9 protein-coding genes and 1 pseudogene are annotated in these 16,355 nt (G+C 34.1%); 4 read left to right on the top strand and 6 right to left on the bottom strand.

Going from position 1 to position 16,355, the window contains the following annotated elements:
- Positions 1 to 109: 109 nt before the first annotated feature.
- The 3 genes from CFE53_RS06465 to CFE53_RS06455 all read right to left on the bottom strand — a co-directional run bounded on the left by CFE53_RS06465 (position 110) and on the right by CFE53_RS06455 (position 3,397).
- Positions 110 to 829 (bottom strand): 4Fe-4S binding protein, encoded by a 720-nt coding sequence (locus tag CFE53_RS06465; protein ID WP_253254749.1) that lies wholly within the window; start codon positions 827 to 829, stop codon positions 110 to 112.
- Between the two features lie 461 nt (positions 830 to 1,290).
- Positions 1,291 to 1,647 (bottom strand): hypothetical protein, encoded by a 357-nt coding sequence (locus CFE53_RS06460; protein ID WP_148121026.1) that lies wholly within the window; start codon positions 1,645 to 1,647, stop codon positions 1,291 to 1,293.
- Positions 1,648 to 1,930: 283 nt separating this feature from the next.
- Positions 1,931 to 3,397, bottom strand: coding sequence for a DHH family phosphoesterase (locus CFE53_RS06455; RefSeq protein WP_148121025.1), 1,467 nt, complete (start codon positions 3,395 to 3,397; stop codon positions 1,931 to 1,933).
- Between the two features lie 195 nt (positions 3,398 to 3,592).
- Here CFE53_RS06455 and topA point away from each other — a divergent pair, with 195 nt between their 5' ends.
- Positions 3,593 to 5,497: a DNA topoisomerase I gene (gene topA, locus CFE53_RS06450; RefSeq protein WP_148121024.1), complete on the top strand. Its 1,905-nt coding sequence runs from the start codon at positions 3,593 to 3,595 to the stop codon at positions 5,495 to 5,497.
- A 1,061-nt stretch (positions 5,498 to 6,558) separates the two neighbouring features.
- On the opposite strand, the pseudogene smc reads toward topA, so the two are convergent.
- Together smc and prf1 are read right to left on the bottom strand one after the other, a co-directional pair.
- Positions 6,559 to 10,116, bottom strand: a pseudogene (smc, locus tag CFE53_RS06445) (chromosome segregation protein SMC); the annotation flags it as partial.
- Positions 10,117 to 10,264: 148 nt separating this feature from the next.
- Complete coding sequence (prf1, locus tag CFE53_RS06440; RefSeq protein WP_148121022.1) at positions 10,265 to 11,530, bottom strand: peptide chain release factor aRF-1; 1,266 nt, start codon at positions 11,528 to 11,530, stop codon at positions 10,265 to 10,267.
- A gap of 108 nt (positions 11,531 to 11,638) precedes the next feature.
- Here prf1 and CFE53_RS06435 point away from each other — a divergent pair, with 108 nt between their 5' ends.
- The 3 genes from CFE53_RS06435 (at position 11,639) to hdrB (ending at position 14,756) form a co-directional block, all read left to right on the top strand.
- Positions 11,639 to 12,364 (top strand): TIGR00297 family protein, encoded by a 726-nt coding sequence (locus CFE53_RS06435; protein ID WP_148121190.1) that lies wholly within the window; start codon positions 11,639 to 11,641, stop codon positions 12,362 to 12,364.
- 896 nt (positions 12,365 to 13,260) lie between these two features.
- Positions 13,261 to 13,848: a CoB--CoM heterodisulfide reductase subunit C gene (hdrC, locus tag CFE53_RS06430; protein ID WP_172456376.1), complete on the top strand. Its 588-nt coding sequence runs from the start codon at positions 13,261 to 13,263 to the stop codon at positions 13,846 to 13,848.
- 11 nt (positions 13,849 to 13,859) lie between these two features.
- A complete protein-coding gene (gene hdrB, locus CFE53_RS06425) occupies positions 13,860 to 14,756 on the top strand; it encodes a CoB--CoM heterodisulfide reductase subunit B (RefSeq protein ID WP_148121020.1) in 897 nt (298 codons plus the stop codon).
- Positions 14,757 to 15,389: 633 nt separating this feature from the next.
- Here the strand turns inward: hdrB and dph2 are convergent.
- On the bottom strand, positions 15,390 to 16,352 hold the full coding sequence (gene dph2, locus CFE53_RS06420) for a diphthamide biosynthesis enzyme Dph2 (RefSeq protein ID WP_148121019.1): 963 nt from the start codon (positions 16,350 to 16,352) through the stop codon (positions 15,390 to 15,392).
- Positions 16,353 to 16,355: the final 3 nt, after the last annotated feature.

Below are 16,355 nucleotides of genomic sequence, written 5' to 3'. Positions count from 1 at the left end.
TAGCAGGAAAGTTCTTTTTATTTAAGTTTTTATGTTTATATACTGAGGATTTGATTATAATTTATATAGAAGTAGGTTTTAGGCATGGTCCTAATTTTTATTTTTTAGATTAAATCCCGAACTTAACAGCATCCTTATTACAGGCGGTTTTACATTCAAAGCATCTTATACACTCATGTTGAGGTATATTTTTCGTTAATTCTATCTGTACTGGACATTTTCTATCACATAACTTACAATTTACACATTTTTCATTATCAATTTTTAATTTAAATAAGGGTCTAATTGAAAATATACCTAACAACGCCCCTATTGGACAGAAGTATCTACAGAAGAACATAGGATATACAAATCCCATAATTAAGAAAAATACAAGGAGTATTATAGATATTACAGTTCCATAGAGGTTTGTTAAGGTACCAAGGGGACATACCTTACAGAATGCATAAATTGATAATTTATAAGTTAAATATAAAAATAATATTAATAATATATACTTTAGATAGATCAACTTACTGTGGATCTTCTCTGGAACTGTTGGGAGGAACTTCAAATTGGAAACCTTCATCCTCAACTTATAGGTAATGTCAAATATAAATCCGAGAGGACATACCCATCCACAGAACACCCTACCTAAGATAAGGGTAAGTAAGAGGACAACTAAGGTAGAAGTTAGATAGAAATCTCTCATTAAAATAAACTTCTCTATCACACCTAATACACATAGACACAAGTTAGATGAATATATAAAATAGACAAAAAACAGTAGTTGTATCAACTTTCTTACTGATTGTAGATGCTCCTTAAAGAATTTGTATATCTTCAGCACCTTGCCACCCAATAAAAATTATTAACTAACCTTAGTTCCCACCAAGTAGTGATTAAAAGAAGAATGAAAATAACCAATATAAAAATATCCTTAGGATCTTTCCGAACCCTTAGGTAAGATAGAATATCTCATTCTGAATTCCTGTATTAAAGATAATCCAGAAGATTTTCTCCTTCAATCTTCTTTTTAAAATGTTATATCTGGGTTATAGAAGTTTTATTTTAAAATCTTTATTGTTTTTATTATTCTTTAAACTATCCTTTTGATGGGAATTAGGGTTATTAACTATCATCTATACTAATTAAATAAAAAAGAAGTAAAAAAATTCTATATTTATTATTTTTTTCAGTGTTCATTTGATTTTATTTTTATAATATTTTTATTAGAGGTTTTTAAAAATAGTTTAAGGAATTGTCTTTTTAGTTAAATAGTTTTTGTTCATATTACAAAAATTTCATCTTTTATCTAAATACCCCCTCTAACAGACTTAACAATACTTCCTTGAGATCAACCTCTATAAATAGAAACTCTATTATTTTATCAATAAGGGGTTTTTCATCTTGATCATCATTTCTAAAGATGGAATTATTCGACAATTTACTTTCAGAGGCGTTTGTATCTTCTCCCCTAGGATCTCCTATACTCTCTGGTGCTGGCTCACTATGATCACAGATGTTGTTGTTATTTGTATCTATATATCTTGAACAGTATCCTGGAAAGTGGCAGGAGGAGTTTGTTATCCCGTAGGAACAGTCGTTCCAGGCGAGACTTAAGGGCAATATTGTAAAAATTATTAGTAAAATAGTGAATTTTTTCATAGCATCACCTGATAAAAATAAATAATAAAAAATTAGTTATAAATAATAATCATTATTTTTATACTAGTTTAATATTTAAAAAATATTATTTAAATTGAAGTTATCCAGAAATTCCCTATATTTTCCTGAAACACCCCCAAAGTCAGCCTGATCGATGAGGAAATTGTCTCAGTAGGGTATTTAATAGTTAACTCTAATAGGATTAAAAATAAAGTTAAAATCCAAATAAAAAGGTTTCTAAATAGTAATAAAAGAAGAAAATGAGACATATTAAAAAATACTATTAACTTTTAACCTTTTCCTCCTCCTCACTTATTCCCATCACCGTCAATATCTTAGTCTGTATGGCCTCCTCAACTAATTTTCTAAGTGAGTCCTTATCTGAGACAGATTCAAATATTCCAAGATCTATACTCGCCGCTGCAGCCTTTTGATGTCCTCCTCCTCCAAAGGCCCTTCTCATAATCTCTCCTACATCTATCCTCAGATCCTTCGTCCTGGCACTTATGTATATTTTATTTTCAGATATCCCAAATACAAAGGTTGTGGTTATACCTTCCATCTTAAGTAAGAAATCTGCAGCCTTGGCCAATGCTCCTCTGTTTTTAATAGTGCCGACATAGGATAGGGCTATACTACTTCCAACTACCTTTCTATTTAAAATAGATCTTGCAAGAATCTCCATAGTTTCAGTATCCATCTCAGGGTTCTCTATCATCTCTAAGGTTTTTGGATCCATGAGATCCTGTAGGTATCCTGCAGCCTCAAAGTCTTTTTTAGAAGTCTTTCTTCTAAAGTAGTTGGTATCTGAACATATGGCATAGTAGAGTGCTGTTGCCAAATCCTGTTTTGGAGTAATATTTAACTCATTTAAGTACTCCAACATTATCGTAGCAGTTGCTCCAATATCTGGCCTTATATCCATATATTTCGCAGTTAAATCTCCGTTCTCATGATGATCTATTAGAATATCTATCTCACGCTCTGGATTTATAGGAAGTAGTTTTGAGGAGGAAGTGTCTACAACTGCAATACCATCGTACTTGTTAATATCTATATCCTCGATTGGTATTAACTTTATACCAAGTAAATTGACCATGGCCTTATTTTCGTCAAATTCTATCCTCCCTCCATAACCTATGTCTGCCCTTACCTTCCATCTCTCAAGTATCCTCTTCAGAGCCATTGCACTGGCTATGGAATCTGGATCTGGATTGTTGTGCATTAGTATTAAAAAAGATATACTACTATCGTTGTTAACTCCACCTTCCTTTAAGTTATCCACGTCCATCGTAATTCCATGTTTCAACTTTAAATCCAGTATCACCTTTTCTAAATCCATCAATCTTTTTCTCAATTTAGATTTTTCTATTTCAGATATTATCTCCTTGGCAGCACAATCAATGGGATATATTACCCTATCTACCTGAATCCCAGAATATAGATCTGGATACTTAGGAATACCCCTGGCAATTAAATAGGCTGTAGGATTTAACTCTTTTATCAGTTCTACTATCTTTTTGTTTGCTGTATGGTCGTTGGTAAGTATTAATACAGTATCTGCCTCTTTAACACCAGCCTTCAGAAGGATCTCTTTTTCACAGGCATCTCCTACGATGTATTCAAAGTCTAACTTATCTACAGACTCGAAGACTGTTGGGTTTTTATCTATTACTCTTACTCTATCTAAGTTTTTAGCATAGTTTACAACTTTACGACCAAAAGAACCATAACCTATAATGAGTATCATATTCTCCTCCAGAAAGAGAGGTTATTAATAATTATAGTAAATATTTTTAAGACAGTTAATACTTTAAAAATTTTTTCTAAAACATATCCATTAAATTAAATATAAATATGTTTAAAATACTTCTGAAATGTTAAATAGGTTTCTTTCAATGTTATATAATATTTATGGTTTAATTATGATTTTAAGGGATTGACTATGACAAAGTTAATAATCTGCGAGAAACCTAAGGTTGCGAAGAAAATAGGTAGTGCTCTAGGAAAGGTAAAAAAGAGATCCTACAAGGGAGTACCTTACTACGAGGTAGAGAGGAAGGGAGAGAAGATCATCGTAGCCTCTGCAGTTGGACATCTCTTTACATTGGAGGAAGAGAATAAAAATAGGAGATTTGGAGAGTATCCAGTATTCGATGTTAGGTGGGTACCTGCATGGACGGTAAAGGGAAAGGAGTACGTAAAGAAGTACATAGACACTTTAAAAAAACTCTCAAAGGATGTAGATGATATCTATATAGCGACAGATTGGGATATTGAGGGAGAGTTGATAGGCTATCATGCCCTCTATCACATCTGTGGAAGAAGAGATGCAAAGAGAATGAGATTCTCCAGTTTAATAAAGGAGGAGATAATAAGGGCATATGAAAACCCAGATAGGATAGACTCTGGTCTCGTAGATGCTGGAGAGAGTAGGCATAAGTTAGATTGGTACTACGGTATCAACGTCTCAAGAGCCCTTATGCAATCTCTCAAGGCTGTAAATAGATGGAGAACAATGAGCACCGGAAGGGTTCAAGGTCCAGCCTTAGCCTTTTTAGTGGAGAAGGAGTGGGAAATAAAGAACTTCCAGAGTAGAAAGTACTGGGTAATAGAGGGAATATTGGAAGAGGATATAAAGGCTATCCATAGTAGGGAGAAATTTTGGGATGAAAAAGAGGCAAAGGAGATATACAGTAAGATAAAGGATAAAAAAGAGGGTAAAGTTCTAAAGGTGAAAAGAAGGGAAAGAAGTATAAAACCTCTTCCTCCCTTCGACTTGGGAACTCTACAGAGGGAGGCATATAGGATATATAAACTCTCTCCAAAGGAAACCCAGGAGATTGCCCAGAAACTCTACGAAAAGGGATACTGTTCCTATCCAAGAACAAGTTCCCAGAAACTTCCTGATAACTGGAAGTATCTAAAAAATATGTTGGAAAAAATAAGTGAAATTGAGGAGTACAGAAAATACGCTGAAAGAATACTTAAAGAAAGTAGAAAGCCTGTTAAAGGTAAGAAGGAGGATCCTGCCCATCCTGCAATACACTTTGTAGATGTACCTGAGGAGCCTCTAACTTCTAAGGAGAGGAAGGTCTACGATCTTATAGTTAGAAGGACTTTGAGTGCATTCTGGGACGATATGAGGAGGGAGTATATAGAGGTACATCTAGATATAGGTGGTGAGTTGTTTAAACTCAGTGGTGCCAGAACCTTATATAATGGTTGGCATGAAATATACTACTTCAGCAACTTTGAAGAGAAGGAGATTCCCAATTTCAGAGAGGGAGATATTGTATCTATTAAGAAGATAGAACTAGAGGAGAAAAAAACTAAACCTCCTAAGAGATACAGCATGTCCTCTATTATTAAAGAGTTAGAAAGGAGGAGATTGGGAACAAAATCTACAAGGGCGGAGATTGTAGAAAAACTTATAAAGAGAGGTTACGTAGTTGAGGAGAAGGGACATCTTAGGGTAACCAACTTAGGTATGGCTGTAATTGAGACTTTAAAGAAGTACTGCCCCGAGATAGTAGAGGAAGGGATGACAAGGGATATGGAGGACAAACTGGAGAAAGTACAGAAAGGAGAAATGAAGAAAGAAGATGTTTTAAAGATGGCTGAGGAGAGATTGAGGAAGATACTCCAGGAAGTTAAGAGTAGAGAGGCTGATATTGGAAGAGAGTTGATAAAGAGGATGGAAGAGGATGAAAATATAGAGAACTCTAAAAAGTGTCCAAGGTGTGGAGGGAATCTTGTAGTTAGAAGGAGTAAGTACGGAGAGTTTTTAGGGTGTTCTAACTATCCAAAATGTAGGTATATTGGGAATATAGGAAAAAAAGGTGGGTAAAAATTAATTTATAAAATGTTTAAAAAATTATCTAAGAATACCTTAACTCCCACCAAGTAGCGATTAAAAGAATAATGAAAATAATAATTATTGTAATAAAAATCATAATGAAAATATCAGTCTACCTATATATAAAAAATCATTAAATATCCTAAGATCTTTCTGAACACTTAGGTAAGATAGGAGATCATATTCTGAATACCTATATTAGAGGGTATTCGGAGGGTCATTCTCCTTCAATCCTCTTTTTAAAATTTTATTATCTAGGATAATAGAAGTTTCTGTTTTTTAAACCTTTTCTTTATATTTTTTATTTTTATAATTATTTTTATTATTCTTTAAATTATCCCTTTGATGGGAACTAGGGTCTAAGAATATGATTTCTATTAAAATAATATTGACAATTTCTCATTAAAAGTGATATTAAAATATACTATTTATTACATTAAATTATTAATTAAAAAATTAAAATTACAGTTTTTATGAACAACATATTATAATTTATGATGGATAAATAAAAAATCTCCTTGGATCAATACTCTTCAATGTTTAGGGTAAGTAAATGCCTATCTGTTTAACGTTTAACAAGATTTATTTTTAAAATTTTATATTTTTTAAGGCAAAAAATTAGGAGTTTTTTATTTTAAACAACTTCTTAATTATTTTATTGTATTATAATAATTATTATTTTTTAATAAAAAATAGAAATATACGATTATATCAAAGGTTAATTAAAAAATAAAAAAAATCTTAATAAGTTAATAAAAAAGAATATAACCCTAAATAATTGAAAAAATAAAATTTTCATTAATAGAAGTTTTACATTATCATAGAAAATGATTAATGTGTTTGTAAGACTTATATTACTGAACCCTATTGGAAATCCAACCCTCCTTTTTCCAAGATCTAAGAGATCTTTTTTATTTTGATCATTTTTATTAAAATTTTTAATTAATAATTATTTTTTATTTAACGAAAACGAAATATTATCATTCTTTAGCACAGGTCGTTTTACCTATAACTATATCTCCCTGAGAATTGTTTTTACCCTCCTCCAGATCCAACCTTATTCCAACTACCTTGCTTATTCCATTCTCCATATAAACACCATACAGAGTATCCGCCCTACTTATCATCTGCTCCCTGTGGGATATCACTATAAACTGGGATTCCTTTGAGGCATTCTTTATCATATCTCCTATTAAACTTGCATTTTTAGTATCTAATGTAGCATCTATCTCGTCTAAAACATAGAAGGGGGCAGGTGTCAACCTCTGAATAGCAAATAAAAAGGCCAGCGCCGTTAGGGATTTCTCCCCTCCACTCATCATATCTAAACTTTGAAGTCGCTTATTCTGTGGAGAGGCATCTATTAAGAGTCCTCCTTCAAATGGATTCTCTGGATTCTCCAATCTCAATCTTCCTCTACCTCCAATACTCTTATAAATATCCTCGTAATTTTTAGATACCTTTCTAAATACCTCCATAAATACCTCTTTTTTCCTTCTTTCAACCTCCTGGATTAGTTGGAGATATTTTTCTTCATCCTTCTCGTACTCCTTCCTCTTAGAGAGTAGTTCCCTATAACGTTCCTCTATGTATCTATAGTCCTCAATAGATCTCATATTTACAGGTTCAAGTTTTTTGATGGCTGTTTCAACTTCTTGAATATATCTCTCCAACTCCTCAACTTCCATTTTCTCTAATTTATCCGCCACCACCTTAGGTAGATCTCCCACAATTTCTAAGAGTTTCTTTTCCTCCTCCTCTAACTTAGTCTCCCATTTAACCTTCTCTAGGGATAACTTATTTATCTCCCTATTTATATCCTCGATCTTTTCTGAGAGTATCTTTTTTCTACTGTAAAGTGTTTTTATTTCATTTTCGTATTTTTCCTTTTTCTCTGTAAGTTCATTTAGGTTCTCACTTAGCCTTAAATATCTCTCCCTCTTCTCTCTCAAGGTTTTAGCTCCCTTTTCAATACTGTTTCTGTAGAATTCAACGTTTTTCTCTAGTATCTCTATCTTTTTATTTAACTCCTCTATTTTTTCCTTAGTCTCTTCTATCTTTGGAATAAGGACTTCCTCTATTAGTTTTTTATTTCCTTTTATATCGTTCTTTAAGGTATCTCTTCTCCTCTCCAGTTTCCCTATCTCCTCCTCCAACTCTCTGATTCTTCTTATAACTGTAGAGTCCTCGTAGGATTTCAATTCCTTTAATATATCCTCCCTTTTACTGATAGTCTCTTCCACCTTTTTCTCCAGATCCTCTATCTTGCCTTCTAACTCTTCCTTCAACTTCTCCAACTCCTTCAACTCTTCCTGAAGTTTTTTGTTGATAGTTCGAAGTTCTTCTATTTTTCTGTTGTACTCCCTTACAGTCTCTATCTTTCTTCTCTCCCTATCTCTTATAAACTCCAATTTACCCTCCAACTCCAACTTTTTACTGTAGTAGTAGTTTATCCTTTCATTTAGTCTCTCTATCTGAACTATCAACCCATCTCTACCATTTAACCTCTCCTCTATATCCTCCAACTCCTCTTTGATCCTCTCAAGTTTTTCAGTGTTTATTTCAACCTTTATACTGGCAGAGGGCTTAACACTACCTCCCACCATAGCACCTGAAGGTTCTATAACGTCTCCCTCGAGGGATACAAATCTGGCCCTGTATTTTTTTGAAAGTTCCTTGGCAGTTCTTAGATCCTTAACTATATAGGTGTTGCCAAATACGTAGTTGAATATTCCTCTGTACTCCTCCTGAAACTCCACTAGATCGATAGCCCTTCCCACTACACCTTCCTCTAAGATATGTTCTGGTTCCCTACCTTTTACTCTATCCATAGGTAGGAATGTGGCTCTACCCAACCTGTTCCTCTTAAGGTACTCTATAGCCCTGACACCATCCTCCATACTTCTAACTACGATATACTTCAACCTACTGCCCCCTGCAACCTCTATTGCCACCTTATACTTCTCCTTCGTTTTTCCTAAGTTTCCCACCATATCTACAACTCCTGGAAGGTTAGCCTCCAATACTCTCCTTACTGTGTTGTCTATGGTGTAATTCTCCATCTCCTTTAACGCCTTAATTCTCCCATTTTCCTTAGCGTATTCACTGTATAACTCCTCCCTTCTCCTTTGAAGTTTTTTCTTCTCTTCCTCAAGTTTCTCTACCTTCCTCTTCAACAGTTCCAACTCCACAGATACATCCTCCAACTCCCTGTAGATAGACTTAGTATCTAACTCCTCATTCTCCAATGCCTCTAACTCTTTCCTAAGTTTTTCTATCCTCTCTGTATTTTGGGATATCTGGAAGGATTTTCTATCTATATCTCCAAGGACTTTACTTAACTCCATCCTTAACCTGTGAAGTTCCCTCTGATAGGTGTTGAACTTCTCTGTAAGTTTCCCCTCCATCCCTTTAAGTATATTTATACGAGTTTCCCATCTCTCTATCTTAGATTTTAAGGAGTCTCTCTCACTTTTTAGAAGTTCTATCTTCTCCTCTATAGATTTTAACTCCCTCTCTTTCTCTAGTATCTCCTCTTTCAACTCTTCAACCTTTCTTCTGGTACTATCTAACTCCTCTCTTTTATTTTTTAACTGTAATTTACTATTCTTTAATTCATTCAATGTGTTGTCGAGGTTCTTCCTATCACTTTCAAGGGTTAACTCAAGTTCCCTTATAGTTTTGTGTAACTCCAAGATCTCCTCATTTCCCTTCTCCTTCAACTCTTCAACTACATTATCCAACTTATGCCTTAAGTTAGATATCTTACCTTCTATCTCCTCTAATTCCTCAATGTACCTCTCTCTGGATCCCTCCAGTTCCTTTATATTTTTCTCAATGTCCTTTATCTTCTTTTTCAACTCCTCTACTTTTTTAGATGTTAAAACATACCTGGCAGTTTTCAACTCCTCACTTAGTTTTATGTATCTCTCAGCCTCCTCCTTCTCCCTTTTAAGTTTATCTAGATTACTTTTTACCTCCTTTATCCTTATATCTATCCTCTCTATGTACTCCCTAGCCCTTTCTAACTCCCTCTGAGCCTTTTCCTTTTTTTCGTCGTACTCTGAGATCCCACTTATCTCATCTAAGAGTTTCCTCCTCTCCTTTGGAGACATCTCCACTATTTTCGTAACATCTCCCTGAAGTATAACGTTCAATCCCTCTCCACCAAGGGATAACCTACTGAATATATCCATTACCTCAGATTTTCTAATCTTTCTCCTTCTCTCAATAAACTTTTTTTCACCATCCTCCACTTTCTCCTCGTACCAAATAAGGTAGTAGTTATTCTCCCCCTTCAACTTTACCTTCCTGGAGATGCCTACTTTATCTGAATCTACCGGTATCTTTCTGTCTCTGTTGTCAAAAAACAGTATTACCTCGGCGTATTCTGCTCTTTTCCCCCTGTGGTAGGTGATCAACTCGTTAAATCGTTCAGCCCTTAGGGATCTTGCAGAGGTTTTTCCCAGAACAAAGGATATCCCATCTACAATGTTAGATTTTCCAGAGCCGTTTGGTCCTACTATGGCGGTAAATCCCGGAGGTATCTTTAATTTAATGTCTTTAAAGGATTTGAAATTTTTTAGATGTATTTCGGATAAAAATACCATATCTTCACCTGTAAATTAGAGCAATTTTTATATAAATGTCATTTCTACTAGAAAGTAATATATGTAAAATTCTATATATAAAAATATTAAATAATTATTATAAAATATATTGTTATTTTCTTAGAAATTAAAGGGTATTTATTAAAATTTAATCTAACTTATACCTCAAAATAGCAGCTATACCTTTAAATGCCTTGTATATCTGACTACCTTCTTCAGTATCTGTAGACACTATTTTCAAGGTTGTTCCAGTCTCTTCACAGAGTTTTGCAAAGTATTCGATAATGTCCTCTTTATCGGCGATATACAACATCCCACCACACTGTGGGCAGGATTTCGTTTTAAGATCCTCTTCAAATTTTGGAAGTTCATCGTTTTTCACATTTACCTCCTGGGCAAAATCACAGTTGTTACACTTTACAGTTACCCTGGACATATTTATGTTATCGGTAATGATAAGGGTATCTACGGCACCCATCTGGAGATATCTCATAACCTCCTTTTCACCGTAGGCTGCGAGGCCACCGTCCTCCTTTATAAGTTCTTTGAAGAATCTCTGAACAACTTCCCTCTCCTTCATCAACTCTAAATCTCTTAAAACACCAGAGGCTTTTTCCAACAGTTCCCTAATTCCAAACTCCTCAGTATAGCATATATCAAATGTATCGATAACTATTTTTCTCAATTCATGGTTGAGATATCCCTTCTTTACAAACTCGATCTTCGTATTTCCAGGACCTCCTACAAGTATGCCCTTTAACTTCTTCTCCTTCAGTAGAGGTAGAAACTCCTCATTTGCATACTCCCCTACCCTCTTCATAAACTGGTGTGCAGCGTCATCTATCAGCCTCTCCAACCTCCTTGCAGATTGTCCACCAGCCTTGAACTTTCCAGGAACTCCACTGGTTAGTCTCTTCAGTATCTGAATATTTTTACCCTTGACTATCCCAATTGTAGCCTCATTTCTATCTATAAGTATGATACCGTATACATCCTTCTCCTCTAGGAAGTCCTCCAAGGGCTCCGTATAGAACTGGGAATCACATCTGTATATAAATGTCTTTATAGGTTCAGGTGGCTCCAAAACGTAGGTTTCCATCTTCTCAGTCCCTGGCCCTCCCCTGGGAACCATTCCTGAAAATATAATAACTCCCTTCTCAAGGGGTTCTTTTAGAAGTTTCAACCTTTGGAGAATTGCCTCAATTGCAGACTGAACGTTCTTCCTCGTTGTTTTACTTTTAATGTTAGAGGACTGGGAGAGTTCCTCCCTTAGGTACTGGGCAACATCAGATATTCTCCTTCTTGCAGGTATATAGAGACTTATCAACTCAGTACCTTTTCCTTTTTTACTCTTCAACTCCTTAATAGTTTTTTTAAATAGATAAAGATCCTTTTCTCTATTACCGCTCTCCATGGATATCACCGTATTCTTTTTATAAAACATCGGGATATTTATTAAAATTATATTTTATTTCATATTGTGCATAAGGTTGAAACAACTTTAATCCTCTGGTGAAAGATGATGGATATATATATAAAATTTATATATACCCTTGTTGTGGTGGTAATTTTAGCCTATATAATAAAGAAGAAGAACTACTTGGACGATATCGGTGTAGTAGTCTCCACCCTTATGGCCTTTATTATACTTATGGGGACAGATATAAAATGGTTGTTGATAATATTAAGTTTCTTAGTGTTAGGTAGTTTAGTCAGTAGAGTAGGATGTTCTAAAAAAGAATCTATGAAACTTTACGAGTGTAGAAGATCCTTAAAAAATGTGCTAGCAAATGGGTTAGTGGCGATTTTAATAGTGATAATGTATATTATTGGCATCCTAGATTACAACACAGCTCTCGTTGGATACGTGGGTGCTATAGCTGCCGCTACTTCAGATACATTCTCTTCCGAGTTAGGAGTCCTATCTGAGGAGACTCCAATATTGATAACTACCTTTGAAAAGGTTGAAAAAGGTACTGATGGAGGTATAACGTTAGGAGGTACTGTTGCAGGTTTGATAGGTGGTCTCCTCATAGGACTTTTAGCCGCTTTACTGTTTAACAACTTCTATCTTGTCGTAGTTGGTACTATATCAGGTATCTTAGGAAACCTCTCAGATAGCATCTCTGGAGCGCTCTTTGAGAGGAAAGGGCTGCTGAACAATGAACATGTTAACTTTATATGTACAATAGTGGGATGCATCTCTGCAGTGGTGATATATTGGTTTTTAACACTTCTAAGCATATAATTAGAGATTTATATATTATTAATTTTTGATTTTTATATCCTACTTTCTATTTAAAAATTATGAAATTATAATAAAATAATTAAGACATAAATTAATAAAATTTTTGAGAATAAAACCTCTTTATATACTCTTGAATATTTTGGAGGAGAGAATGTTTTTTCCTAAATAGATTTGGTTTTATATTTTTTAGATAATGTTCTAAAAAGATAGATATTGACCCTAGTTCCCATCAAAAGGATAGTTTAAAAAATAATAAGAGTAATAATAAAAATAAAAAATAAAAAAATGTTTAAAAAATAGAAAACTTCTATTATCTCCGATATAAAATATTTTAAAAAGAAGATTGGAGGAGAATGATCCTCTGAATACCTTCTAATATATAGTGGATACCAGAATAAGATCTCCTATCTTATCTAAGGGTTCGGAAGGGTCTTAGGATATTCAATAGTTTTTATATAGATTTTATACTAGTTATTTTAATCATGATTTTTATTATAATGATTATCATTTTCATTATTCTTTTAATCACTACTGGTGGGAACTAAGGTTTTTTCTAGTCCTTTTTATTATTCTTATTTTTATTATTTAAATATTATTTAAATCGTTACTTTGATGGGAATTAAGGTAGATATTGATAATTTTTAATGATTTCTCTTTTCTTTTTTATATCTCTTTTATTAATTTTTTTAAATTAATATAATAAATCTAAAAAATTTTTATTATTTTTTTAATTACTGATCCAATAGAAATTAAGGATTTTATTATTTAGTTAAAAATATTGAAAAAATAAATAATCCATAACTATAACTAAAGGGTTTATACACCTGTATTATAGAAAGATGTCAACAAATATCATTTAAATATATCTCCCTTCATACATCAATAGGGGTGATATCATGGTTATAAGTGTCAAAGATTTCAATCCAAAACTTCCAGAGAAATTAGTAGAGATTGGAAAAAAGATAGGAGAGGAGGATGTAATAAGATCCTTTACCAGGTGCTACCAGTGTGGAACCTGTACAGGAGGATGTCCAAGTGGAAGAATAACTGCGTACAGAACGAGAAAATTAATAAGGGCTGCCATATTTGGATACGGAGATTATATAAAAAGTGAAGATCTCTGGAAATGTACTACATGTTATACCTGCTACGAGAGATGTCCAAGGGATGTGAAGATTACAGAAATTATTAAGGCTATGAGAAATATAGCATTCCAGATGGGGTATGTTGCCCTTGCCCATAGAAAAACTGCACTTTACGTATTTTTAACTGGTCATGCAGTACCTATAAACGATAAAATGAAAGAGGTTAGAAAGAAGTTAGGTTTAAGTGAAGTACCTCCAACAACCTACAAGTATCCTGAGGTACTGGAGCATATAAGGGGAGTTATGGAAGATACTGAATTCTGTAAAAATGCAGGTATCAGCCCTGAAACTAAGGAGTTAGAAGAGATTGAAACTAAGGACTGGACAGAGATTAATTAAAAGGTGAAACTATGAAGGAGTTAGAGTTTTTGTTCTTCTTAGGATGCATTGCACCTAACAGGTATCCAGGTATAGAGAGTGCAACCTATAAGGCGTTGGATAAGTTAGGTATAAAGTTGTATCCTTTTGAGAAGGCATCCTGTTGTCCTGCTCCAGGAGTATTTGGTTCCTTCGACCTACTAACATGGCTAACCCTTGCAGGAAGAAACCTCTGTGTTGCAGAGGAGAGGGGACTGGATATACTAACTATCTGTAACGGTTGCTACGGTTCCCTCTACGAGGCAAACCACATACTCCATGAGAACGAGAGAGCAAGGGAGAAAGTAAATAAGATCCTCTCAAAGTACGGCTACGAGTACAAGGGAAAGGTACGTGTTAGACACCTGCCAGAGGTACTCTACTTCGACTACAGCCCAGACGCCATAAGGGAGAAGGTTGTAAGGCCGTTGGACTTAAACGTGGCAGTTCATTATGGATGTCACTACTTGAAACCAACTGATATAAAAAATTTAGAGAGTGCAGAGAGGCCAAAATCCTTTGACGTTCTTGTGGAGGCTATAGGTGCCAAATCTATATACTACCCAGATAAACAGATGTGCTGTGGTGCTGGAGGAGGTGTAAGGGCTAGAGACTTGGAGACTGCACTGAAGATTACAGAGACAAAGATAAGAAATGTAATTAATGCTGGAGGAGACTGTATTACAGAGGTATGTCCATTCTGCCACTTACAGTTTGATAGAGGGCAGATAGAGATAAAGGAGAAATTTGGAAGGGAGTATTCGTTGCCAGTTATACACTACTCCCAGTTGTTAGGTCTTGCTATGGGTATGAAACCTGAGGATGTTGCACTGGATCTACACTTTATATCCTGTGATCCAGTACTTGAGAAGTTGGGACTGAAAGGATAAGGGAAGTTATATTCCATAACTACTTGACTTTTTATTTTTTAACTTTTTATAATAAATTTTAAAGAATAATAAAAATAAAATAAAAAAGAGTAAAAAATCCTGAAAAAGGGGGTCAGCGGAATTTACAGGACTAAGGGTATTCCAAGAGATAACGGTGAGATTTTACTCTTTTATTCTTCCAACCTTTGTCATTTTCTTCTTTCTTAAGTAGATAGCAATTTTTTTGAGATTTTATATTTTTCTGATTTATTACAAAAATAAAATAAAACTTTTTTAAATCATATATAATAATATCGAGATCTTAAATAATAATTAAAATAATAGAAAAATAATTGAAATTAAAAAAAATAAAGACCCTAAAAAACTGTTAATACTTAAAATAATAAAAATAAAAATAATAAAAATATATATATATATTAGTTAAATTATGACTTTATCCTCAGGTTTATAGTATGTAGTGAAGGAGTAGGGCAGGATTTCTGTTAAACCCTTTTCTTAAGAGAATTTTTGTTCCTTTTTTATATTTATTAATTTCTTTTATTATTTTTTTAACTTTAATATATTTTTTATAATTATTATTTTAATTTTAATAATGTTATGTTCTTAACATGTTCTTTATGAATATTCACCTACTTAAAAATCCTCAGGCAATATTTCATCCAACTGATAATCGAAATTGCCAGTTATATACATTTCAAACTCCTTAGGTGTCAAAAGTATCTTCTTATAGTTGATATAATCGTCTAACACCACCCTTGGACAGCCACATACAACGTAGGCGTCTACATTGTATATTAGATTTTCAGGGGCTATATTGTCTAACACTATAGGAATATATTTTATACCTCTCTCTCTAAGTATTTTAATTACTCTCTCAAACACATGAATTCTACATTGGCCCTTCTTTGTAGATAGTACAACTCCGATTTTCCTCGGAGGATTTAAATGCAATTTAGATATTACTCCCAGCCTCCTCTTTATAAAACCTTCGACCTCATCTCTCCTTATCTTCGAGAACTCCCTCGTTATAGGGTTGTATGTAAGTACCTCCCTTCTAAACTTATATGCCAGCATTAATGGGTGAAACCTCCCACTTCCTATATAAAGGATATCCCTATCCCCTTCCAAGGTTATATTTGCCCTACACCCAAGTACTAAATAGGGATTGTACCTCTCAAGGATCCTTTTAAACTGCACCGTAGTAGTTATTACAGGATCTCCGTACTCCTCAAGTATTCTATCGATATCCCTGAATATCTCCATCAGATGTTCCCTATCAGGTTTGTAATAAACTGGAATATAGACAACAGGTATCTCCGATCTTACGTAAGGCAATTCCTCATGTCCATAGTGTATAATAAGATCCACATTTAGATAACTTCCCTCCCTATCACATACATCACAGGCTCCAAAGGCACTACCACCCCATATTATAAGTTCTATATCCTCCCTACCTCTATCTTTAAAGTACCTCCTTATCTCCTCTATCTCCCTCTCAACCTCTAACTTCAACCCTTCAGGAGCCTGGAAGAGTATTCTCTTTCCCTTATGCCTTAATATCTCTCTTATAACCCTATCCCTCTCCAAGTCCCACATCCT

The organism is Methanofervidicoccus sp. A16 (assembly GCF_003351865.1).
GTDB lineage: Archaea > AGJL01 > Methanococci > Methanococcales > Methanococcaceae > Methanofervidicoccus.
The sequence above is the reverse complement of the archived record's forward strand: the minus strand, read 5'-3'. Positions and strand labels throughout refer to the sequence as shown.